At 43.6% G+C, this 21,252-nt stretch carries 17 protein-coding genes; 4 read left to right on the top strand and 13 right to left on the bottom strand.

Annotated features, from left to right (window positions below):
* Positions 1-199: 199 nt before the first annotated feature.
* Positions 200-1,177, top strand: coding sequence for a glutathione S-transferase family protein (locus tag JMW85_RS10515; RefSeq protein WP_201581706.1), 978 nt, complete (start codon positions 200-202; stop codon positions 1,175-1,177).
* A 104-nt stretch (positions 1,178-1,281) separates the two neighbouring features.
* Here the strand turns inward: JMW85_RS10515 and hemB are convergent, their stop codons facing one another.
* The 5 genes from hemB to JMW85_RS10490 form a co-directional block, all read right to left on the bottom strand.
* Positions 1,282-2,289 (bottom strand): porphobilinogen synthase, encoded by a 1,008-nt coding sequence (hemB, locus tag JMW85_RS10510; RefSeq protein WP_109589282.1) that lies wholly within the window; start codon positions 2,287-2,289, stop codon positions 1,282-1,284.
* 239 nt (positions 2,290-2,528) lie between these two features.
* A complete protein-coding gene (locus JMW85_RS10505) occupies positions 2,529-4,340 on the bottom strand; it encodes an efflux transporter outer membrane subunit (protein ID WP_201581705.1) in 1,812 nt (603 codons plus the stop codon).
* Positions 4,337-7,567 carry an efflux RND transporter permease subunit gene (locus JMW85_RS10500; protein WP_060491545.1) on the bottom strand — a complete coding sequence of 1,077 codons (3,231 nt, stop codon included), beginning with the start codon at positions 7,565-7,567 and terminating at the stop codon, positions 4,337-4,339. The genes JMW85_RS10505 and JMW85_RS10500 overlap by 4 nt, the downstream gene beginning before the upstream one ends.
* Positions 7,568-7,601: 34 nt before the next feature.
* Complete coding sequence (locus tag JMW85_RS10495; RefSeq protein WP_201581704.1) at positions 7,602-8,999, bottom strand: efflux RND transporter periplasmic adaptor subunit; 1,398 nt, start codon at positions 8,997-8,999, stop codon at positions 7,602-7,604.
* Positions 9,000-9,619: 620 nt separating this feature from the next.
* Positions 9,620-10,645 carry a polyprenyl synthetase family protein gene (locus JMW85_RS10490; protein WP_227675969.1) on the bottom strand — a complete coding sequence of 342 codons (1,026 nt, stop codon included), beginning with the start codon at positions 10,643-10,645 and terminating at the stop codon, positions 9,620-9,622.
* A gap of 551 nt (positions 10,646-11,196) precedes the next feature.
* Between JMW85_RS10490 and rplU the strand changes: the two genes are divergently transcribed.
* The 3 genes from rplU to lolA all read left to right on the top strand — a co-directional run bounded on the left by rplU (position 11,197) and on the right by lolA (position 12,998).
* Positions 11,197-11,508, top strand: a complete 312-nt coding sequence (gene rplU, locus JMW85_RS10485; RefSeq protein WP_010199185.1) for a 50S ribosomal protein L21 — start codon at positions 11,197-11,199, stop codon at positions 11,506-11,508.
* A gap of 91 nt (positions 11,509-11,599) precedes the next feature.
* A complete protein-coding gene (rpmA, locus tag JMW85_RS10480; protein WP_055123782.1) occupies positions 11,600-11,857 on the top strand; it encodes a 50S ribosomal protein L27 in 258 nt (85 codons plus the stop codon).
* Positions 11,858-12,311: 454 nt separating this feature from the next.
* Positions 12,312-12,998: an outer membrane lipoprotein chaperone LolA gene (gene lolA / locus JMW85_RS10475; RefSeq protein ID WP_201581828.1), complete on the top strand. Its 687-nt coding sequence runs from the start codon at positions 12,312-12,314 to the stop codon at positions 12,996-12,998.
* Between the two features lie 183 nt (positions 12,999-13,181).
* Here lolA and scpB read toward each other — a convergent pair whose 3' ends face one another.
* The 8 genes from scpB to mrdA form a co-directional block, all read right to left on the bottom strand.
* Positions 13,182-13,727 (bottom strand): SMC-Scp complex subunit ScpB, encoded by a 546-nt coding sequence (gene scpB / locus JMW85_RS10470; protein ID WP_374220458.1) that lies wholly within the window; start codon positions 13,725-13,727, stop codon positions 13,182-13,184.
* A 136-nt stretch (positions 13,728-13,863) separates the two neighbouring features.
* Entirely contained in the window at positions 13,864-14,670 is an 807-nt protein-coding gene (locus tag JMW85_RS10465; protein WP_227681823.1) for a segregation and condensation protein A, read from the bottom strand.
* 158 nt (positions 14,671-14,828) lie between these two features.
* On the bottom strand, positions 14,829-15,929 hold the full coding sequence (locus JMW85_RS10460) for a tryptophan--tRNA ligase (RefSeq protein WP_201581702.1): 1,101 nt from the start codon (positions 15,927-15,929) through the stop codon (positions 14,829-14,831).
* A gap of 155 nt (positions 15,930-16,084) precedes the next feature.
* Positions 16,085-17,176 carry an LpxL/LpxP family acyltransferase gene (locus tag JMW85_RS10455; RefSeq protein WP_201581701.1) on the bottom strand — a complete coding sequence of 364 codons (1,092 nt, stop codon included), beginning with the start codon at positions 17,174-17,176 and terminating at the stop codon, positions 16,085-16,087.
* A gap of 231 nt (positions 17,177-17,407) precedes the next feature.
* The gene (gene rpsI, locus JMW85_RS10450; protein ID WP_045451158.1) at positions 17,408-17,794 is read right to left on the bottom strand and encodes a 30S ribosomal protein S9; all 387 of its coding nucleotides are present in this window, start codon (positions 17,792-17,794) and stop codon (positions 17,408-17,410) included.
* 10 nt (positions 17,795-17,804) lie between these two features.
* Positions 17,805-18,233 carry a 50S ribosomal protein L13 gene (rplM, locus tag JMW85_RS10445; protein WP_045447009.1) on the bottom strand — a complete coding sequence of 143 codons (429 nt, stop codon included), beginning with the start codon at positions 18,231-18,233 and terminating at the stop codon, positions 17,805-17,807.
* Between the two features lie 210 nt (positions 18,234-18,443).
* The gene (gene rsmD / locus JMW85_RS10440) at positions 18,444-19,130 is read right to left on the bottom strand and encodes a 16S rRNA (guanine(966)-N(2))-methyltransferase RsmD (RefSeq protein ID WP_201581700.1); all 687 of its coding nucleotides are present in this window, start codon (positions 19,128-19,130) and stop codon (positions 18,444-18,446) included.
* Between the two features lie 36 nt (positions 19,131-19,166).
* Positions 19,167-21,152: a penicillin-binding protein 2 gene (gene mrdA, locus JMW85_RS10435; RefSeq protein WP_087815528.1), complete on the bottom strand. Its 1,986-nt coding sequence runs from the start codon at positions 21,150-21,152 to the stop codon at positions 19,167-19,169.
* Positions 21,153-21,252: the final 100 nt, after the last annotated feature.

Below are 21,252 nucleotides of genomic sequence, written 5' to 3'. Positions count from 1 at the left end.
ATATTTTTTTATGTAGTTATATTAAATAGTGATTGAAATTGGTTTATTTTTTATTGTCAGTAGAACTACAAACCTTAATAGCTAGGTGATATATAACTGGTATCATCATTCTCAAAATAAAGTGAGGATTGTGATAATAGTTTCACAGTACTCATAGTTCACAAAAATTATATCAAAATAGAATGTTGAGGAGAGTGATATGGGTCTATTGGTTGATGGTCAATGGCAAGACAAATGGTATGACACAGAGGCGAGCGGTGGACGCTTTGAGCGAGAAGATGCCGGTTTTAGAAATTGGGTCACGGTCGATGGCAGCGCAGGCTCATCAGGTGTTGGCGGTTTTAAAGCCGAAGCTGATCGCTATCATTTATATATCTCGCTTGCATGTCCTTGGGCACATCGTACCATTATTTACCGTCAGCTAAAGGGTTTGCAAGACCTGATTTCGCTGTCAGTGGTGCATCCATTTATGGGCGATAAGGGCTGGACGTTTGCAGAGGGCGAGGGCGTGATTGCTGATCCTATTGTAAATGCGAATTACTTATATGAGATTTATACGGCGGCAAAGCCTGACTATACAGGACGGGTGACGGTGCCGGTATTATGGGACAAAAAAACCAATACCATCGTCAGTAATGAGTCCTCTGAGATCATTCGTATGTTTAACTCAGCTTTTGATGAGGTTGGGGCACTAGCAGGTAATTTTTTACCAACCGAGTTATTAGCAGAAATTAATGCAGTTAATGAGCTCGTTTATTCTACGGTCAATAATGGCGTTTATAAAGCAGGATTTTCGACCACACAAGCGGCTTATGAAGAAGCGGTGATGGAGCTATTCGATGCATTAGAGACGCTAGAGGCACGTTTGACAGACCAGCGTTATTTGCTAGGTAATACGATAACTGAGGCGGACTGGCGCTTATTTACCACGCTGGTGCGTTTTGATGCGGTATATGTCGGACACTTTAAATGTAATATTCGCCGCATTGTTGATTATCCCAATCTTTGGGGTTATTTACGTGATTTATATCGAGTGCCAGATATTGCAGAGACGGTAAGCATCGATCATATCAAGCAGCATTATTATACTAGCCATGCCAATATCAATCCCACGCGTATCATTCCTGTTGGTCCAGTGCTTGATTTTAATGAGCCACACGAGCGTACACGTTTATAATTTTTAGTGAAGTTTTAATATAAGATAATAAAAATCGCGCCAGCTGATTAATCACAGTTGGCGCGATAGATTGACGGTATAAATAAAAAGCTGCTTAATTTATATTACGCATTATTCAACTGACGAGCGGCTTCTAGCGCAAAATACGTCAAAATCCCATCAGCACCTGCACGGCGGAAACCAATCAACGATTCTAAAATGACTGCATCAGTTAGCCAACCATTTTGAATCGCAGCCATATGCATCGCATATTCACCAGACACTTGATAAGCAAAGGTCGGTACGCCAAAGGTATTTTTAACTTCACGAATAAGGTCTAGATACGGCTGACCCGGCTTAATCATGACCATATCTGCACCCTCGGCTATGTCCATCGCCACTTCGTGCAACGCTTCAGCACGATTACCGAAATCCATCTGGTACTGTTTCTTGTGTCCGCCTTTTAGGTTACCAGCACTGCCGACGGCATCACGGAACGGGCCATAGTATGCAGAAGCATATTTGGCAGAGTAAGCCATAATAGCGGTATTCACAAAGCCTTCGGCTTCAAAGGCGTCACGCATGGCTTTGATACGGCCATCCATCATATCACTAGGCGAGATGATATCAGCGCCAGCGCGGGCATGTACCAATGCTTGCTTGACCAATACTTCGACCGTTTCATCATTAATCACATAGCCTGAATCATCCAGCAGTCCATCTTGACCGTGCGAGGTATAAGGATCTAACGCCACATCGGTCATTACTACCATTTCAGGCACAGCATCTTTGATCGCTTTTACGGTACGAGCAGTAAGGGCGTTTTCGTCATAAGCTGATTTACCGTCGGGTGTTTTTAAGGAATTATCAATAACAGGGAAGATGTCGATGGTAGTGACGCCTTCGCTTAATAATTCTTTGGCATAGTTGATCAGCAGGTCAATCGATAAGCGTTCAACGCCTGGCATACTAGCGATTGCTTCGCGCTTATTTTTGCCTTCTAAGACGAAGACAGGGGCGATAAAGTGCTTAGGATGCAGCTCAACTTCACGAATCATCGCGCGTACGTTATCGTTGTAGCGTAATCGACGTAGACGAGTTTCAGGGAATTGACGGTTAAAGGTATAAGTCATGATTTGTCCTCATTAGATTTTAGTCATTGTTATTTATCAGCTTGATTAAATAAGCTGTTTTGAAGCATATTTTTTTATAGAACGGACATTAATAAGTGGATAAAAGTATGTGTAAGCTAATTTGTCTACTATAACTAAAAGCGCCTTACAAAAGCAAAAAGCCCTACCAAGTCGGTAGGGCTTTTTGTACTTATCGACTATCAATGTGAAGGAAATCACTTCACACTATTTATGAGTGTTTAAGGCTCAACGATCTGCGTGACCGGTACTTGCTCAATGCTGGTTTCGTTATACGTCGTCTGTTTGGTAACCACTCCTACGGCAGCATCTTTTTTGCCATCATTATTGACATCAACGACAGCGGTCGGCTCAAAGGTAGCCGTTTCCGATGGTTGCGCTTGTTTAATGGCGTTTGCTTCTTGTGTAGAAGCAACTCGCGCTGAGCTAGCCGCATCGATAGCATTTGCCGCTTTTGCTTTATTGCTATTGGCAGGTAGATTCACTAGTTGCACTAAGTTTTTATGCGGTACAGGAATCGCCGTTGGTACATCCAGATTAGCACCGCCACCCAGCACTTGGTATAGCTCGACTTGGCTCACAATTTTTTGTAGCTCTAAATCCAAAATACCTTGCTGCGTTGAGAACAATGAACGCTGTGCATCTAGCACATCTAGATAGTTGGCAATACCTGCTTTAAAGCGTGCATCTGCTATCTGGAACGTTTGTTCAAAGTTATCTTGTAGACGGTATTGTGCTTCGAGCTGCTCACCCAGTGTGGCTCGTGTCGCGAGTACATCTGACACTTCACGGAATGCAGTTTGGATCGACTTCTCGTAGCCTGTGAGCGTTTGTTCACGCTCAATTTTAGCCACATCGTAATTGGCGTCTAAGCGACCAGCGTCAAAGATAGGCACGCTAATGCTTGGGCCAAACGACCAACCGACAGCGCCGCTTTTGAATAAGTCATCTAAACTGCCGCTACTAACCCCAATGCTACTGGCTAAGCTGATAGATGGGAAATAAGACGCGCGTGCCACTTCGATATTGGCTCCAGCGGCTTTTAGGTTGTATTCTGCTTGCAGTACATCTGGGCGATAACGTAGCAACTCACTTGGTAAGCCTGCACTAAATATCTGCTGGCTAGTGATGTTGCTGACTGCTGGTGTTGGAATTAGATTGGTTGGAATCGGTCCACCCACCAAGAACTGCAAGGCGTTACGTGATTTTAAAATGCTACTTTGTGCCCGTAGGACAGCAAGTTTGGCATTTTCTAATGACGCACTGGCTTGCAAAGATGGCAGCTTCGGATCAATGCCTGCTTCAAAGCGTTTATCAGCGATAAACAAGGACTTTTCACGACTCTCAACCGTGGCTTCTGCCAGCTTTAACTGCGCTAAGCTATAGCTCAAGTTGGCATAGCTCTGAGCGATGTTACTAATCAAGCTGATTTGGGTCGAATCTTTGGCCGCTGTAGTGGCTAAGAAATTCTGTAGCGCTTGATCTTTTAAGCTAGCAATTTTACCCCAAAAGTCCAACTCGTAATTAGCCAAGCCGAGGTTGACGTTATAGCTACTATTGGGATTTTTATCGGTTCTATTTTGTGCTTGACGCGTGTATCCACCATTACCATTAATCGCTGGTAGATCATTAAGATCAGTAATTTGATACTGTGCGCGTGCTTTCTCGATTGCTAAACGAGCACTTTCAAAATCTTTGTTGTTCTCTAACCCTAAAGCAATCAAGCCCTTTAAACGCTCATCGCTATAAAAATTCTGCCAGCGTTGACCCGCAATACTTGCTTGATCAGCGCTACTAACTGTTTCCTTATCGAATGCCCCATAGGTTTGTTCGATAGGGATATTTGGCTCAGCAAGCACAGGGCGCATATCTGCTTTTGGAATCGTGTTACAAGCAGCCATGCTCATCGCTAAAACGGTCAAACCGATTAGGCGACCAGCATTTCTGCGTATATGTGAACACGCTGGTTGCGCAGTGATACCAATGTTTGCTACCGCTGCTGAGTTGGTGTTATATGTTTTCTGAGCACTCATTGTGTATTGTCTCCAAAGCTTGCAGGCTGATAATTCTCAGAAGGCGTTGGGTCTTGTGGATCAGGCGTACCATGACCATCATCTTTATCATTTGGTTTATTGTTCTCGTATTTGTACGGGAACATACTACGTACCCAAATATAAAACATTGGAATAAAGAAGATACCTAACAATGTCGCGGTCACGACGCCACCTAGTACACTGGTACCAATGGCATTTTGACTGCCTGAACCAGGACCTGTGGCGATAAATAATGGCACAACACCCAGTCCAAAGGCAAGCGAGGTCATGATAATCGGGCGCAAACGTTGACGCGCTGCTGTCATAACGGCTTCTCTCAGACTATAGCCTTCCTCTTGGTGCTCTTTTGCAAACTCAATAATTAAGATAGCATTTTTAGCGGATAGACCAACGACTGTGAGTAGACCTACTTGCAAATAAATATCGTTATTAAAGCCACGTAGCCAAGTAAAGATGACTGCACCTAATACCCCAAGTGGAATGACCAATAGCACAGAGAAGGGGATAGACCAGCTTTCATACAAGGCTGCTAGACATAAGAATACCACCAAGATTGAAAGCGCGTATAGCATTGGCGCTTGTGCACCTGACTTTTGTTCTTCAAGTGACATACCCGTCCACTCATAGCCCACACCTTCAGGCAGATTCTCCATCATTGCTTCCATAGAACTCATCGCTTCACCCGTACTTAGACCGGGTGCAGCACTACCTTGAATATTCATCGATGGTAAGCTGTTATAACGGGTCAGACGCGGTGAGCCAGATTGCCATTCGCTGCTAGAGAACGCATCAAATGAAATCATTTCACCTACATCGTTGCGTACATACCATTTAGCAATATCTTCAGGATTGGTACGGCTGCTTGGTTCACCTTGAACAAAGACGCGTTTAATACGCCCGCGATCGACGAAGTCATTAATATAACTTGAGCCCCAAGCGGTAGAAATAACGCTATTAATACTAGCAAGTGACAAGCCATAAGCAGCGGCCTGCTCTTGATTAATATTCACTTTTAACTGCGGTGCATCTTCTTGACCATTTGGACGAACGCCTGCGACTTTGTCGTTTTGCGCAGCCATGCCAAGCAGCATATTACGTGCTTCGAGTAGACCCTCATGTCCAAGGTTACCGGTGTCTTGAATCATTAAGTCAAAACCACTGGCGTTACCAAGTTCGGTAATGGCTGGCGGTACAATCGCAAATACTTGTGCTTCATTTAGTTGGGTAAAGAAGTAACCCATGGCGCGATCAGCGACAGCCTGTGCAGTGTTTTCTTCACCGGGACGATCAGCCCAATCCGATAAACGTACAAAGGCCAGTCCCATATTCTGCCCTTGTCCTGCAAAACTAAAACCTGCGATCGTAAAGACTGAAGCGATATTATCGCCTTCTTGGGTACTGTAATAATCACTGACTTTATCGAGCACTTCTTGCGTTTCATCAAGCGTCGCACCAGCAGGTAACTGAACCAAGGTAAACATAATACCTTGATCTTCTTCTGGTAAGAACGAGCCGGGAATACGTAAGAATACCACTGCCATAATACCGATAATGGCAGCATAAAGAATTAAGTATAGCCACTTCAAGCGGAAACTTTTGCCAACTAAATTCTCGTAACTACGACTGACTTTATAAAACGAGCGGTTAAACCAACCAAAGAAGCCTTTTTGCTCTTCTGTATTGCCTTTATCATGGCTCTTGCTACGCTTGAGTAAGGTCACACAAAGGGCAGGGGTAAAAATAAGCGCCACTAAGGCTGATAGCACCATGCTGGTAATCAAGGTGATAGAGAACTGACGATAAATCACACCTGTTGAGCCACCGAAGAACGCCATAGGTACGAATACGGCAGATAGAATCAGCGCAATACCAATAACGATTTTACTAATCTCGCCCATTGATTGTACGGTAGCATCCTTAATAGAGATATCAGGATCTTCTTCCAAGATACGCTCAACGTTTTCGACGACGACGATCGCATCATCGACCAACAGACCGATGGATAGTACCATGGCAAACATGGTCAAGACGTTAATACTAAAACCAGCGATGTAAAGTACAGCGAAGGTGCCAAGTAGTACCACAGGTACGGCAAGAGTAGGAATGATAGTCGCACGCCAGTTTTGTAAGAAAACGAACATAACGATAAATACGAGAACAATTGCCTCAAGCAGTGTCATAACCACTTGTTCGATAGACAAGCGCACAAATGGTGTGGTGTCATAAGGGATAACGGATGTTAGACCTGCTGGGAAGTTTGCTTCCAGCTCTGCCATACGAGCACCAACGGCTTCACGAGTTTCCAGTGCGTTTGCACCACCCGCCAATGAAATACCAAGACCAGCTGCTTCTTTACCATTGTATAGCGACACTACGCCGTAGTCTGCACTACCAATCTCAACCTCTGCCACATCACCTAAACGCACTTTTGCGCCAGCGGTATCGGTTTTTAATAGAATGTTTTTAAATTCATCAGGCGTTTGTAGGTAGCTTTGAACCGTGACAGTCGCATTGATAACCTGTTGACTGGTATCAGCAGGTGCTTGACCTAGCTGACCGGCAGATACTTGGGCGTTTTGTGCACGTACTGCCTCAACCACATCCGCTGGTACCATGTTATAGCTACGTAAGCGCGCCGGATCTAACCAAATGCGCATGGCATAAGCAGAACCGAAAACTTGTACTTCACCAACACCTTCCACACGGCTTAACTGATCAACAACGTTTGAGTTGACATAATCGGCGATATCCGCACGATCCATACTGCCATCTTCAGAAATAAAACCTTGCACCATTAAAAAGCTGCTAGAGGATTTATTAACGTTGACGCCTTGACGCTGTACCGACTCGGGTAGTGAGCTCATGGCGGCTTGGAGTTTGTTCTGCACCTGTACCTGTGCAGTATCAGAATCTGTACCATTTTCGAAAGTGAGCGTAATGGATGCAGCACCATTCGAGGAGCTCGATGACGACATATACATCAGCCCATCAAGACCCTTCATGCGTTGCTCAATAATCTGAACGACTGAATCTTCAACCGTCTGAGCATTAGCACCAGGATAGCTTGCGCTGACTGAAATCGTCGGTGGTGCAATACGTGGATACTGCTCAATCGGTAAGTTAATGACCGATATCACCCCGATGAGCATGACTAAAATAGCCATAACCCATGCAAAAATAGGGCGATTAATAAAAAAACGTGACATAGTATATTCCTAGTCTTCCTATCTTTGAATGGAATTAGTTAGCGGTAGACTCTGCTGGTTTCTGAGCAGTGGCATCTTTGCTAGCTGGCTTATCCATCGCTTTAGCAGCTTGCGGCGGCGTCTGGGCATTAGGGGCACCTTCTTTAGCTGGTGCTGGGTTTGGATTCTCTAATGGCTTAACGACCACCTCTTGTTCAGGCTTAACTTTTGAGCCGCCGATAACAACTATCTTGTCCCCTGCTTGTAAGCCGTCAGTGACAACCCACTGGCCTTTATAAGTGCCATTAATAGTGACAGGACGTACTTGGATTTTATTATTTTCATCAACGATGTAAACTTGCGTCTCACTTTTCGGTGTACGCATCACGGCGCTTTGCGGTACCAATGCAGCATTGGTAATCACGCTCTGTGTCAAACGCGCCGTCACATACATACCAGGCAGCAAGATGTTATTGCTGTTAGGGAAAATAGCACGCAAGGTCACAGCGCCTGTTGACTCGTCAACCTTTGCTTCAGATAAAGCAAGCTTGCCGCGTGCTGGGTAGACTGAGCCATCTTCTAATACCAACTCAACCGAGTTCATTCCTGCTTGTGCTTTGCCTTCAGCGATTTGCTGACGCAGTTTTAATAGCTCAGAGGATGATTGACTGATATCAACATAGATAGGATCTAAGCGTGAGATAGTCACCAGCGGATCAGCCTGACCTGCGCTGACCAAAGTACCAGCGGTGACACTAGAGCGGTCAGTACGACCTGACAGCGGGGCACGTACGATGGTACGGTTAAGATCTAGGTTACTAGCATCTAAACCCGCTTGAGCAGTTTGAATGCCTGCTTTTGCACTTTCGATGCCTGCTTGTGTCTGTCCAACAGCGGCGACCGCACTTTGTACCGCTGCTTGTGCAGTACGTACTTGAGTTTGTGCCTGCTCATACTGCTGCTTTGAGATGGCGTCGATGCTGACCAAGCCTTGTAAGCGCTGTAAATCATTTTGCGCTTGTGCCAATGATGCCTGACGGCTGGCTAGCTCGGCTTTTGCATTGGCATTATTTGCTTGTGCTGTCTGGTAATTTGCTTGTGCTTGTTGCACTGCTGCTTGACCACTGGTGACAGAAGAAGCGTAGTTATCAGTATTGATACGATAAAGTGGCTGGCCTTTTTTGACGTTGCCGCCTTCACGGAACAATACTTCGTCAATAACGCCATTAACTTGTGGGCGGACGTCGGCAGTCTGATAAGCCGTGGTACGTCCAGAAAAAGTCTGTACTTGGGGTACAGTATCGAGCGTGACAGTCTGGACGTTAACAACCGCAGGCGGCATCTGCTGCTGTGCGGCATCTGCGCCAGCGGCGTCCTCGTTTTTGTCACAGCCAATCAGTACAGCTCCAGATAGTACAGATGCTATTACAAGCGCAAGAGTAGAGTGCTTCATCAATGTCCTCGGCAATAGGTATAAAATAAGTAATGACAGTATAAAAAGTTTATCAATAAATCTAAGCGTATTGAATATAAAAATGAGTATTGATTCTAATGATCTTTACTTTTTTGGCTAAATTTGTTCTTAATAATATGAATTTAGCCAAACATCACTATTAGAACCTCTAATAGCGATATAAGTATCAAGTATCGGTGTAAGAATCATAAGCATCAAAGCTGTAGCCAAACCACAACCTTGATTAGTAAAGTTAACGAGTAATTATAAACTATCGGGATAACCCCACAGTCAAGTAGTTGAGCGCAGGATTTATGGTTAGAAATCGTAATATCAGCTTTTGTGAATGCATTAAATGCTGTCATGGCAAGCGCCATCTTCATTAACAGCTAATGTACAGTCATACAATGGTCAGTGAGAAATAATTGTAAACTTTTGTGAAAATAGCATAACCATATAGATTGTAAGGTCTTTAATGAATGATAAATAAGGTTTGCCAACAAAACAAAAACTTTAGCAACTATTAACTGTGACCATTAACACAATTACTCATTAATGGTCTTTATCAACAGCTAATGGCTGCTAGCCGCAAGTATTGACAGCTGTTATGACGATACTGACTACAGCAAGCGCGCGCTAGCCAATTCAGTCAATTGATATAAGCCTGTGCGATAACGATTGTCAGGTAGCGTACTCAATGCTTGTTGCGCCAGCTTGGTTTCTTCCCAAGCTCGCTGCTTACAGTAATCTAATGATCCTGAGCGGCGCACTAACTCAATAAGCTGCTCAGCGTTCGGTGTCTTTCCAGTTTGTACAGCGACACGCAACTGCTCATAGCCTTCGATGTCGCTGTCTTTTAACAGCTCAAGCGCTTTTATGGTCGGTAGGGTAGGTTTACCTTCAGCAAGGTCGTCTCCTAGGTTTTTTCCCATTACCTCACTATCACCACTATAGTCGAGCACATCATCGATAATTTGAAAAGCATTGCCAAAGTGCTGACCAAAATCGCCTAAAGCCTGCATATGCTCTATTCTGTCTTGTAAAATTGCAGCGCCTTGAGTCGCCATCATAAACAGCCGCGAGGTTTTACCATCAATAATGCGCAAGTAATCCTCTTCTGTCGCGGCAGGGTTGTGCTGATGCTGGAGCTGCAATACTTCGCCTTCAGCGATATCGCAGGTGCCATCTGAGAATACTTGCAACAGTGGCAAGCTTTGGAAACCAACTAATAAATTAAAGGCGCGAGCAATCAGATAGTCACCGACCAGTACCGCGGTGGCATTATCCCACGTGGCATTAGCAGTCGGCTTACCACGGCGCTGTCCTGACTCATCAATCACATCATCATGAACCAAGGTCGCTGTATGCAGCATTTCAGTAATAGCGGCTAGATGCATGGCTTTTTCTGAGGGCTTGTCCTCAAACATGCGTGCACATAACAAGGTAATCAGCGGGCGCATACGTTTGCCACCAGCATTGATTACATGCTGCGAGACGCTCATTACCAGCTGAACTTTGGAATTAAGACTACCGAATACTTGCTTGTCCATAATCTCAAAATCATCCGCCACGATACTTTGAATATCCGCATAATTAGGCGTTGATTGAGTCATTGAATCTGTTTTATGTGAAGGGATGCTGGTCATAATAAATAGTCATATTAATAAGAATAAAGAGAATTTTTTATAGCCTTAGTTTTATAGATAGGTAAGGCATTATTTTCTATAATAGCATAGCTATGCTTTTAGATTGTGGGTTAAAACGTGCCTAAAACATCGCGCCTATCTTTTAGATAAGATTTACTATATATAGAAATTGACATAAAAACTGTAAAAATTGGCTGAAATGTCACTAGAATTAATGGTCATTTATCGGCGACGTTTAAGGTCATTTAAGAGATGTATAAAAGGCTGTAAGTCGCTGATTATATAAGTTATAATAGCCGCTATTATTATATAGTGTTTTTTTGTTGGGGTAGCATCTTAGATGCGCTCCTAATCAGCAGTAGATATAATAAAAAGTGAGGTGGTTATTCGTGTAACTGCCTTACAAAAACCAGTCAAACAAGTGAGATAGACGGCTTGCTTTTATGAGCAAAAAGCCGTAAAATCTTGCCTTTAATTTTTCCCTGTCGTGTTCGTCGTAAAAGCGTTGGTATAACATCAGCCACGGCACACGGGTTAAACGGAGTCATACAATGTACGCAGTAATCAAAACTGGTGGTAAACAGCACCGTGTAGTTGTCGATGAGTTGCTTAAAGTTGAACTACTAAAAGCAGAAACTGGCGCAACAATTAAATTCGAAGATGTATTGATGATTGTTGACGGCGAAACTGTCAAAATCGGTCAGCCTATCGTTGAAGGTGCTAGCGTTGAAGTTGAAGTGGTTGAACATGGTCGCGGCGAAAAAATCCGTATCGTTAAGCATAACCGTCGTAAGCATTATCACAAAGAGCAAGGTCACCGCCAATGGTATACCTTGTTAAAAATCAAAGCTATTAATGCCTAATTATCCACTTAGCAATTACTGCTAAATAGTGCACTAAATGCTTAAGAGTTATCGCATCAGCGATAAGTCAAATTAACAAGGAGATTTTCCCATGGCACATAAGAAAGCTGCCGGTTCAAGCCGTAATGGTCGTGATTCAAACCCAAAAATGCTAGGCGTTAAAATCTTTGGTGGCCAAGCTATCACAGCTGGTAACATCATCGTTCGTCAACGTGGTACAGAATTCCACGCAGGCGAAGGCGTTGGCATGGGTCGTGACCATACTTTATTTGCACTGAATGACGGTGTGGTAAAGTTTGCGACCAAAGGTAAGTTCAACCGTCGTTATGTAATGGTTGAAAGCGCATAATTGCCCATCTAGGTTGTTTTAGTCAAAGACTAAAATAATCCGATGACTAAAAAGCCTCTATTACCGTTTGGTAGTAGGGGCTTTTTTTTAGTTATTTTCGTAGTGGTTATGGATACTAAATTGGCTTAATGCTGCTAAACAATCTTAGTAAATAACGTTAGGAAATAATGAATAGGTAAAAAACTCACCATCCATGCGGTTTATTATTGTGTAGCCACTTATGATCGCAAAAATGGTCAAAAGAGTAGTTACAAGCGTGTATGGCAGCGGTAGTAAAGATTGCAAATCATGACTAGGCGTGTAATAAAAAAACTGGCACACTGTTGTCATTGTTTATAAGCACCCGTTTTATGGTTGCTAGATAAACATTTATGGAAAACAAAAAAATTAATAAGATGTCTTATTTTTAAGCGACAATTTTTAAGCGATTATGCATTTTTAGAGAGGATTTATGATGACTTTATTAACCAACAAAACAACTTTAAAACAAAAAATGATGAGCGGTGCTTTAGCTGGTGTATTAATGACATCGCTTGGTGTTGCAGCCCCGATGATGGTATTGACACAATCAGCTACTGCTGCACCAGCTGATAATTTGACCGCTGCCAAACGTTTAAACAAGCTGCTGACAAATACCAAAAGCATGACGGCTAACTTTAGTCAAACGACGAAAGGTGCCAACAGTGGTACTTTTACGGGTACGATGAGTGTACAACGCCCAAATAATTTCCGCTGGGAAACAAAGTCGCCGTCACAGCAACTGATCGTCGCTAATGGTAACTCCATGTGGGTTTATGACAAGGATTTAGAGCAAGCGACTAAGCAAAACGTTGACAGCCAAGTTGGCAATACGCCAGCACTGCTGTTATCAGGCGACCCAAGCCAAATTGACAAGAATTTCAAAATTACCCAGCCATATGATAATAAAAATTACTACGTGCTGTACCCAAAATCAGACAGTGCCAGTTTTAAGAGCTTATCAATGAGTTTTAGTGGTGGGAAGCCAGTAATGATGGTGCTAAATGACAGCCTTGGTCAAACCACTTCCATCAAATTCAGTGGTATCAAACTAAACCCAAGCATCAGTAGCAGTCAGTTTAAGTTTACACCACCAAAAGGCGTTGATGTTATCAATCAATAATAGGTCGTTAGCGAGAGCCAATTATTAAAGGCTAATCAACGACTTTATTGATTAAATAAAAAAGACAGATCCTATGCGGTCTGTCTTTTTTTGAATGAAGATTCTCTAGAGAATAATGCTAAATCTCTTCTATACTATGTTTTAATTGCTTAATGATTTTTAAAGGCTTCACGCTCTAAAGGCTTAAGACATCGCTTTGATGGCGCTTACATCTGGCATCGGTGGTAACTCGCTCAACTCACTCAGTCCAAAGGCATCTAAAAATTGTGGCGTGGTATGTAGCAATGCTGGGCGACCCAATGTTTCCTTGTAGCCCTTCTCTTCAATCCAGCCTTTATCGAAAAGCTGGCGCAATATATTGCTCGATAGCGTGACACCGCGCACGTGCTCTATGTCGCTACGAGTCACTGGCTGCTTGTAAGCAATCACACTAAGCGTCTCAAGTAAGGCTTGGCTCAAGCGTTCTTGGCGCTGCGGGAAGACGCGTTGAATTAAAGCACTATAGTTATTCGCGACTTGCAGTCGATAACCGCTGGCAGTTTCGTGCAAGCTTAGCACGCCCATATCCAAGCGCTGTCTTAGTAGCGCCAAAGCCTGTGTTAGCTCTTTAGCCGTTAAAGAAAGGTGTTTTCTTAAGACAGTGGCGGTTAGGGGCGCTTCTGACGCATGTAATAGCACTTCAATATGCTTGCTTAAGTCTTCTAGATGCTGTCGCTGCTCATCGGTCAATGACAGTAAAGCGCTAGATAATGAGGATGGTTTGTCATGATCTTGCTTGGTATTGTCAGTATCTGTCATTAGAAAGCGACTCTTTTTAAATGATAATGTGTATCGATATTTATAGGAATAGACAGGTCGATAATAACTATGCCAACCACTGCAACGTTAAGGGTTTAATATGACTGTCTTCAGCATCATTATTGTCAGTGGTAGGGTGACTTTCTAAATCAGCATTTATAATACCAACCAACTGTCGTTTTATCAGCTCTAGTATGGCGACGAAGCTGACAACCACACCTATTTTACCTTGTGTTTTATCTAGTAGCTCATAAAAAGAGTGCTCACCATCCGTACTGAGCTGTCGGCTAATACTGGCAATACGATCAGCAAGGGGAACAGCGTCGACTTTAATGGTATGCATTTGATAATCGGGCTGCAGTTGCATTTTAAATAAGCTGTCAATCAAAAGGTTTGGCGAATAGCTAGGTAGTTCCGCATTCATGACGTCTTGACCGGGCATACTGACCATGGCTAAAAACACATCACGCTCAAGACGCACCAGATTATCTAAGCGTTGACTGGCTACTTTGATTTGCGCATATTCTTCAAGGCGCTCAATCAGTTCTGCTTTTGGATCACGCTCATCGCTCGGAGTTTCAGGCTTGGGCAGCAATAGCTCGGTTTTAATGGCAATCAACGTGGACGCCATCAACAGATAATCGCCTGCCAATTCAAAATGCTCGGTATCTAATTCGCTGATGTAAGCCAAATACTGCTCCGTTATGGGTAGTATCGGCATTTGGGTCAGATCAACATTATTTTTTTTGACCAAATATAGCAAGAAATCTAATGGTCCGGCAAACTGCTCAAGCCAAATGGCAAAGGCTTGCGGCGGCACATAGAGATCTTCTGGTAGATGTTGTACGGATGTCTGGTAAATGCGCAAAGACATATCATTAATAAATGAGCCGTCTTGTGCGCGCTTAGTATCTAAAGAATCAGAGGCTTGAGGTACAGTTAGAAGAAGAGCGGCTTTTGGTAAAGCCGCTTGTTCATTTTTTAGCTTAGTCTGCACGCTTAATATCCATCTTGGCTAACATAATCAAATGATTATTTAATTTTGGCAAGTGGACGTATACCAATCGCACGACGAGTCTTGTCTAGTTGCTTACGGCTATGACGACGGGCTTTATCTGCACCCATTTGTAAGATTTCTTCTAGCTCCTTTGGGTTAGCCATAAGATGCTCATAACGTGCGCGGAAGGGTGCTATTTCCGTATTTATTTTCTCAAACAGGGCTTGCTTGGCATCGCCCCAGCCGATACCAGCGGCGAACTGCGCGCGCATATCAGCAATTTCTGTAGGAGTAGCAAAGGCTTTGTAAATCTCAAAAATAGCCGAATCGTCAGGATCTTTTGGCTCAGCAGGCAGTTGTGAGTTGGTCACAATTTTCATGATGGCTTTATGCATCTGTTTTTCTGCGCTAACTTGTGGATTAGAATCACCAAATAGCGGAATGGTATTGCCATAGCTCTTGCTCATTTTGCGACCATCCAAACCCGTTAGTAATGGGATATCGTCATCTACAACGGCAGATGGTAAGGTAAAGAGCGTTTTATAGCGATGATTAAAGGTACCAGCAATATCACGCGCCATTTCGACATGCTGAATTTGGTCGCGACCAACAGGTACATGTGTGGCATTAAACATCAAGATATCTGCTGCCATGAGTACAGGGTAGCTAAACAATCCCATATTAATACCTTGATCAGGATCGACGTCTTCTTTTTTCATATTAATATCAACAGCTGCTTTATAAGCATGAGCACGATTCATTAAACCTTTGGCACATGAGCAGTTCAAAATCCAAGCAAGCTCTGGTATTTCCGGCACATCTGATTGACGGTAAAAAGTGACGCGCTCAGGATCCAGACCACAGGCAAGCCAAGTCGCTGCAATGGCTTTGGTCGATTCATGAATAATAGCAGGATCATAACAGCCGATAATGCCATGGTAATCTGCTAAAAAAAAGAATGCTTCGTCATCACTGTTTTGGATAGACTGAATGGCTGGACGAATCGCGCCAACGTAATTTCCTAAATGCAAGGTACCCGTCGGTTTGATGCCCGTCAAAATGCGCTTGGCTTGCGTTGAGTGATCAGGAGCTTGGTTGTCAGAACTTTGGTTATCAGAAATATGAGTGTTATTCATGGTAAATCCATTATTTGGTTCATCAAGGTTTTATTTATAAAAGTTTTGTTTTTCAATTTGTTATAAATTCATTGTTATTTATATGTAGGTAATATAAAAAATATAAGCTGCAAAGTATAGCAAATTTTCTGGCGATCTTTCGTAGCAATACACGCTTACTTATAGATATCAGTACGACCATCAGGACCATTTTTGAAACGACGATGGAACCACATCCACTGAGTGGGATCAATACGAATCAACCCCTCTAGCAACTCATTGACTCGCGTCGCATCAGCCAATTCATCGTTACTTGGATAGTTTTGAATTTCTGGGGTAATCGTTAGATGATAGTGCGGGCGTTTGCCTTTGGGTAAACTGTCTGGTGTCTGCCGGTAAGTATGCAGCGCCATTAATGCGGGTGGATGTGCCTTGTCGCCTAGCTTTGCCATGCGCCGTGATGCTGTAATAGTCGCTGCTGGCACACCAAAGAATGGTGCCATGACGCCTTGTTTTAGACCATAATCTTGGTCAGGTGAGTACCAAATCACGTGACCAGCTTTAATTGACTCAACAAAACTGCGCATGTCACGACTGGCTATTTGCTTGCTAAGAATACTGGCACGACCATTATAAACAAACCAATCAAGTAGCGCGTTATTCTGCGGTCGATACATCCCATCCATCGGAAAAAATTGCGTACAGAGCATGCCGCCCAGATCAAGCATCGTATAATGAGCGCCCAGTAAAATGACAGGACGACCCTCATTCTGTGCATTGACAACGTGCTGTAATCCCGAAATTGAAACGGTACGAGTAAAAACATTTGGACGATACCAAGCACATAAAGTTTCAAACACACCAATGCCCTGATTGACAAAGACTTGTTTTGCCATCAATTCGCGCTCGACGTCTGGCTTTTCTGGAAAAGCCAGTTTCAAGTTGATAAGCGTATCACGCCGACGTGAGCCTGCTATTTTATAGATAAATATGCCAAGCTGACGTCCCAGCCAAAACTGCCAACGTAGCGGCAAATATATGATGGGTAAGATCATTGCTGCCAATAGCCAAATGCCCCAATATTTAGGCAACAAAAACTGCCATTGAAAAGGCTTTTTTTCGATGGGTGCTGTGCGCTTATGATTTTGGGTAATCGTTGGCATGCCAGCAGGTATCGCTGGGGACTTAGCAGGCTGCTGCGTACTTGGCGGTGGCAGGCTGCTTTTGGTAGGTGGTTTGCTGGGGTCGTATTGTTCAGGCGCTTTCATAAAATTGTTACTAATAATGAAAAGTTATCATCATGATGGGGTAGTCAGCATTGCTTTGCAAGGTGGTTTACGCACAAAATCACGAGCAAATGCAAAAGTCATCAGCCATAAAAAAACCTTATAAGCTGCGGACAGCTTATAAGGTTTTGCAAATCTACTCTTTTCTTTAAGATTGTGACTGTCGCTCTGAGATAAAGACAACAGCCACAAAAAGATAAGAGATAGCTTTGATTAACGTTTCGAGAATTGTGGACGCTTACGTGCTTTACGTAGACCCAATTTCTTACGTTCAACTTGACGTGAGTCACGAGTAACAAAGCCAGCTGCTTTTAGTGCAGGTTTGTTGGCTTCGTTTAGCTCAATCAATGCACGCGTGATGCCGTGACGGATTGCGCCAGCTTGACCACTAATACCGCCACCTTTTACAGTGATGTAAAGGTCATAAGCAGTAGGTGAGTCAAGTAATTCTAGAGGCTGACGAACAACCATACGTGAAGTTTCACGGCTAAAATACTCATCAAGTGGCTTACCGTTAACAACGATGCTACCAGTACCTTTAGCTAAAAAGACACGAGCAGTAGACGTCTTGCGGCGACCAGTTCCGTAATTGCGTTCCATAAGTATATCCTTAGATGTCTAGTTCTTTAGGTTGCTGTGCAGTATGTGGATGTTCAGTACCCGCATATAGCTTCAGCTTCTTGATCATCGCATAGCCAAGAGGGCCCTTTGGAAGCATACCCTTAACTGCTTTGTGTAGAACATCTTCAGGCTTATGTGCAAGCAACTTACTGAAGTTGGTTTCCTTGATACCACCTGGGTAGCCACTGTGACGATAGTATTTTTTATCTTGCGCTTTTTTACCCGTTACCGTGATTTTATCAGCATTGATGACAACAATGAAGTCACCAGTGTCAACGTGCGGCGTAAAAGAAGGCTTATGCTTGCCACGTAAGCGACTAGCGATTTGAGTGGCTAAGCGACCAAGGGTTTTGCCGTCAGCATCTACGACATACCAGTCATGGGTCACTTCAGCTGGTTTTGCACTAAGTGTTTTCATGATAAAACCTTAAAATTAGAATTCGTTGAGAGTTTAGCTGGGAACGGGGCTCTCAAAAAACAGACTGCACATTATAAGCAGTAGTGCCTACGCTTGCAAGCTGCATTGGGGTTTATTTTCGCCTTATATACATTAAACTGCAGCGTTGGCCAGTTTTTAGCGGTTCTAAACATTTGTAAAATTTGTTAACGGCTTTCATTAACTAGGCAATTATGACGATGATAAACGATAAAGTCCAGCAACAACTTGTCCAACCTTGGTCTGTTTCACACATTCAAAGCGGATTATTTGCTGAATAGTACCTGATTGGATATCTGGATTTTTATTAAGCGTCTCTTCCAGTTGCTTCAATTGGCTCTCTAAATCTTTATCCGCTTCTAGATAAATCAGGGTTTCACTATCAATTAACGACTGGGTAATCAGTGCTATTAAAATAGGTTGCCACAGATCTTGAGCATACGGTGGATCGATGAATACAATATTGAAAGGGCGCGGAACAATCTGCTCTTGCATCAATACTCTTTCTGCGGTGCCTTGGATAATTTGATGGGTATCAGCGCTCAGATGCAACTGTTCAGCACTTTGACGCAGCATATTATTTTGCGCAGGATTTATTTCGATAAAGGTGGCGTGCGCGGCACCACGAGACAGTGCTTCAAAACCTAAGACACCGCTACCAGCACAGCTATCAAGCACATAAGCGCCATGAATATCAGGAAGTAGCCAGCTAAACAGCGTCTCTCGCAAGCGATCTGGGGTAGGACGTAGACCCTCTGCGTCGATAAAACGTACAACACGGCGTTTAAACTGACCACCAATGATCCGCACGTCGCCCGCAGCTATATTTTTGCTCTTATGATTGTTCCTATGCTCGCGGCTGCTTATAGATTTTTTCATAATATTTATATTTACCGTATCTCGTTTAGCGTACTTTTACTCAGAGGTCGTGGTGGCTGTGGCTGCTTCCACCTCTGCCTTTTCTTCTAGCGCTTTTTCTTCTTTTTCACGCTGGGCATCACGCATCAATTTTTCAAAAGCTTTTTGGCGCTTGATGACTTTTAGTTGATCAGCCGTTGGTGGCAAGATAGGGTCGTTTTTGCGCTGTAATATCCAGTAGTCAAATAGTGCGCGACCGATAGGTGCAGCTACCACGCTACCACCGCCACCATTTTCGACCAGTACTGCAAGCGCAATCTCAGGATTTTCTACGGGTGCAAAACCATTGAACCACGCGTGATCCCAATGGCGTTTGTCTATGGCAGATTTATCATAGCGTTTGCCTTGCGCAATGGACTTGACTTGCGCAGTACCCGTTTTACCCGCAATACGATAGCGCGGCGTATAAATCCCACGTCCGGTACCTGCCTTGACGGTTTCTTCCATCGCATCGTGCATACGTAGCCAGTCAGACGGTTTGCCGTTATATTCGATTTTACCATCAGGTTTGGTGATTACGTTAACTTGTGCTGCACCATCGCTACTTTTTAGTAGATGCGGAGTAATGTGATAGCCTTTGTTCGCTGTCATGGCGGTTGCATTTGCAATCTGTAATGGTGTGGCTAAGAAATAACCCTGCCCGATACTGACTGAGATGGTTTCGCCCGGCAACCAGCCTTTATCATAGGTATCTTTTTTCCATTTTGGTGACGGCATAATTCCTGATTTTTCATTGGGCAAATCAATACCTGTTGGTTCACCAAATCCAAAACGTGCCATCCAATCATGTAGGCGCTGAATACCCATCTCATAAGCCAATTTATAATAATAGGTATCCACTGACATCACGATAGATTTTTTAAGATCTACCGTACCGTGACCACCACGCTTCCAGTCACGGAATCGATGTGAGTCTCCTGGTAAGCTAAAGTAACCGGGATCATAGATAGTGGTTTCCCAATTGCGCAGCCCATAATGAATGCCGCCTAAGCCTTCAAAAGGTTTAATCGTAGAGCCGGGTGGGTATGTCCCTTGTAGCGCACGATTATAGAGCGGCTGATCCAAATCTTCACGCAGATTGCCATAATCTTTAAAGGAGATGCCTGAGATGAAAGGGTTGGGGTCATAGCTTGGATTACTGACAAACGCCAATACATCACCATTTTTTGGATCGATTGCCACGATAGCGCCGCGACGACCGTCTAGCTGCTGCTGGGCGACTTGCTGTAAGCCATAATCCAAGCTCAGCGTAATGTCATTACCAGCTACGGGTGGTTTAGTGTCTAATTGACGCAAAATATTGCCAAGAGCATCGGTTTCTACCGACTGATAACCCGGTTGCCCTAGCAATATATCCTCGTAATAATCTTCGATACCGATTTTACCGATAAGGTCAGTGCCAGCGTAGCGATCTTTGTCAATGCGTTTGGTTTCTTTATCATTGATACGCCCAACATAGCCGATGACGTGTGCAAATAGCTCGTCATAAGGGTATGAACGTGTCAGCTTGCTTTGAATGGTCACACCGCGAAAAAAGGGTTTACGCTCACTAAACTGCGCCAATTGGGCATCGGTTAAGTCAATTTTAATGGTCACAGGATCGTTTTTGCTTTTACTCAGTCGCGCTAAAATATCGGTAATATTCTCATCTGTTAGCTCAAAAATAGGCGCAAGCAAATTTAGCGTACGCTCTGGATTTTCGACTTCATCAGGGCTTAACATGGCCGTAAATACGGGCTGGTTGTCTGCCAATATGATCCCATTGCGATCATAAATATAGCCGCGGCTGGGCGGTGCAGAGATCAGTTTAATACGGTTATTGTCTGCTTGCGTCGTATACTTATCGTGCGCATAGACTTGCAGGTAACCATAACGCACGATCAAGCCACTCAATCCAATGAATATCAGAATTCCAAGGATAATAATACGACTGGTGAAAACACGATTGACCTGTTCAGTATTGGGGGTTAGCGGTTTATTCATAGAAAGTAAGAGCCCAAACGGTCAGTGAGTCAATAAAAGAGAGTAAAAGGGCAGGGTCGTTCACCAAAGTGCGGCGAGCATAAAGGATAATAATAAGAAT

The sequence above is a fragment of the Psychrobacter glacincola genome, assembly GCF_904846075.1.
GTDB lineage: Bacteria > Pseudomonadota > Gammaproteobacteria > Pseudomonadales > Moraxellaceae > Psychrobacter > Psychrobacter glacincola_C.
This window is presented reverse-complemented; position numbering and strand designations above follow the sequence as displayed.

Bases quoted from the DNA above. Each gene is read 5' to 3' on its own strand.
- JMW85_RS10515 (WP_201581706.1), top strand. From the start codon at position 200: ATGGGTCTATTGGTTGATGGTCAATGGCAAGACAAATGGTATGACACA.
- hemB (WP_109589282.1), bottom strand. From the start codon at position 2,289: ATGACTTATACCTTTAACCGTCAATTCCCTGAAACTCGTCTACGTCGA.
- JMW85_RS10505 (WP_201581705.1), bottom strand. From the start codon at position 4,340: ATGAGTGCTCAGAAAACATATAACACCAACTCAGCAGCGGTAGCAAAC.
- JMW85_RS10500 (WP_060491545.1), bottom strand. From the start codon at position 7,567: ATGTCACGTTTTTTTATTAATCGCCCTATTTTTGCATGGGTTATGGCT.
- JMW85_RS10495 (WP_201581704.1), bottom strand. From the start codon at position 8,999: ATGAAGCACTCTACTCTTGCGCTTGTAATAGCATCTGTACTATCTGGA.
- JMW85_RS10490 (WP_227675969.1), bottom strand. From the start codon at position 10,645: ATGACCAGCATCCCTTCACATAAAACAGATTCAATGACTCAATCAACG.
- rplU (WP_010199185.1), top strand. From the start codon at position 11,197: ATGTACGCAGTAATCAAAACTGGTGGTAAACAGCACCGTGTAGTTGTC.
- rpmA (WP_055123782.1), top strand. From the start codon at position 11,600: ATGGCACATAAGAAAGCTGCCGGTTCAAGCCGTAATGGTCGTGATTCA.
- lolA (WP_201581828.1), top strand. From the start codon at position 12,312: ATGACTTTATTAACCAACAAAACAACTTTAAAACAAAAAATGATGAGC.
- JMW85_RS10465 (WP_227681823.1), bottom strand. From the start codon at position 14,670: ATGTCTTTGCGCATTTACCAGACATCCGTACAACATCTACCAGAAGAT.
- JMW85_RS10460 (WP_201581702.1), bottom strand. From the start codon at position 15,929: ATGAATAACACTCATATTTCTGATAACCAAAGTTCTGACAACCAAGCT.
- JMW85_RS10455 (WP_201581701.1), bottom strand. From the start codon at position 17,176: ATGAAAGCGCCTGAACAATACGACCCCAGCAAACCACCTACCAAAAGC.
- rpsI (WP_045451158.1), bottom strand. From the start codon at position 17,794: ATGGAACGCAATTACGGAACTGGTCGCCGCAAGACGTCTACTGCTCGT.
- rplM (WP_045447009.1), bottom strand. From the start codon at position 18,233: ATGAAAACACTTAGTGCAAAACCAGCTGAAGTGACCCATGACTGGTAT.
- rsmD (WP_201581700.1), bottom strand. From the start codon at position 19,130: ATGAAAAAATCTATAAGCAGCCGCGAGCATAGGAACAATCATAAGAGC.
- mrdA (WP_087815528.1), bottom strand. From the start codon at position 21,152: ATGAATAAACCGCTAACCCCCAATACTGAACAGGTCAATCGTGTTTTC.